The organism is Ectothiorhodospira marina (genome assembly GCF_900109495.1).
Classification (GTDB): Bacteria; Pseudomonadota; Gammaproteobacteria; order Ectothiorhodospirales; family Ectothiorhodospiraceae; genus Ectothiorhodospira; species Ectothiorhodospira marina.
Window position 1 is genome coordinate 1 of record NZ_FOAA01000040.1, and the last position, 1,017, is coordinate 1,017.

2 protein-coding genes are annotated in these 1,017 nt (G+C 59.5%); both read left to right on the top strand.

The features are described 5' to 3' along the window. Positions 1–131: 131 nt before the first annotated feature. Entirely contained in the window at positions 132–410 is a 279-nt protein-coding gene (locus BMY52_RS15040; RefSeq protein ID WP_090255808.1) for a type II toxin-antitoxin system RelE/ParE family toxin, read from the top strand. Between the two features lie 11 nt (positions 411–421). Next, positions 422–694 (top strand): HigA family addiction module antitoxin, encoded by a 273-nt coding sequence (locus BMY52_RS15045; protein WP_090255810.1) that lies wholly within the window; start codon positions 422–424, stop codon positions 692–694. Positions 695–1,017 lie beyond the last annotated feature (323 nt).

Consider the following 1,017-nt stretch of genomic DNA (forward strand, 5'->3'; position numbering starts at 1 on the left):
CAGCAGCAGACACCTAACTGAAACCCAAAGACGGCTACGCCGTCCGCGCTATCCTTCCCCGCCCTGAACGGCGGGGCTTGTCGCGCGCTGGGTCATTGCATGGCGTATACCGATGCTATACGATCAAGGGCGTGATCAAGAGCTTCCGGCACAAAGGCCTTCGAAAATTCTTCGAGACTGGGTCCAAGGTGGGTATCCAGAGCGGGCATGCTGCCAAACTGTCCCGTCAACTCGCCGTGCTGAATCGGGCTAGCACCCCGGAGGACATGAATCTGCCGGGCTGGGCTTTGCACCCACTCAGAGGCAACCTGTCGGAGCATTGGTCCGTTTCGGTCGGCGGCAACTGGCGGCTGACCTTCAAGTTCGATAACGGTGATGCAATCCTGGTCGATTATCAGGACTACCACTGAGGAGGGTCATGATGACGATGCACAATCCACCGCACCCCGGAGAAATCCTGCGAGATGACGTGTTGCCAGCGCTGGGGCTTTCGGTGGCGGCCGCGGCTCGCGAACTGGGCGTCACGCGGGCAGCGCTGTCCCGTGTGCTTCACGGTCACGCGGGTATTTCACCAAAGATGGCTTTGCGCATCGAGCGCTGGCTGGGTGTGGAGCAAGGCGGACGCGCCGAAGTCTGGGCAGGAATGCAACTCGATTACGATCTTTGGCGTGAGCGCCACGGCAAGGCGGCTTAGTGTTGGGACTGCGGGGTATCCCCGAAATTACGTGGTACCGGATGGTGAGTTGACGAGGATCACCCGACGGCCCCGGCGCTGGTCGACATTCGCACTCATCAAGTCACAGTTCATCCCGCGGGGGGCTTCTTGATCTGTGGTCTTCAATCCCATCGCATCCGGGGTATTTCGAGTGGCAGCTGTGAGTACGACTGGAGTCTCTCTACACCTCCACAGACCGTCCGCTCTGGGTCGAAATCAGGCGTCCATATCAGGAAGTCGAAACAATGACTCTGAAAGATTCAGCGGCGTGGTGGACAAAGCTGGCAGCCAGTGGCGTACTC

Excerpts from the sequence above, each read along its gene's own strand:
- BMY52_RS15045 (WP_090255810.1), top strand. The coding sequence starts at position 422 with ATGACGATGCACAATCCACCGCACCCCGGAGAAATCCTGCGAGATGAC.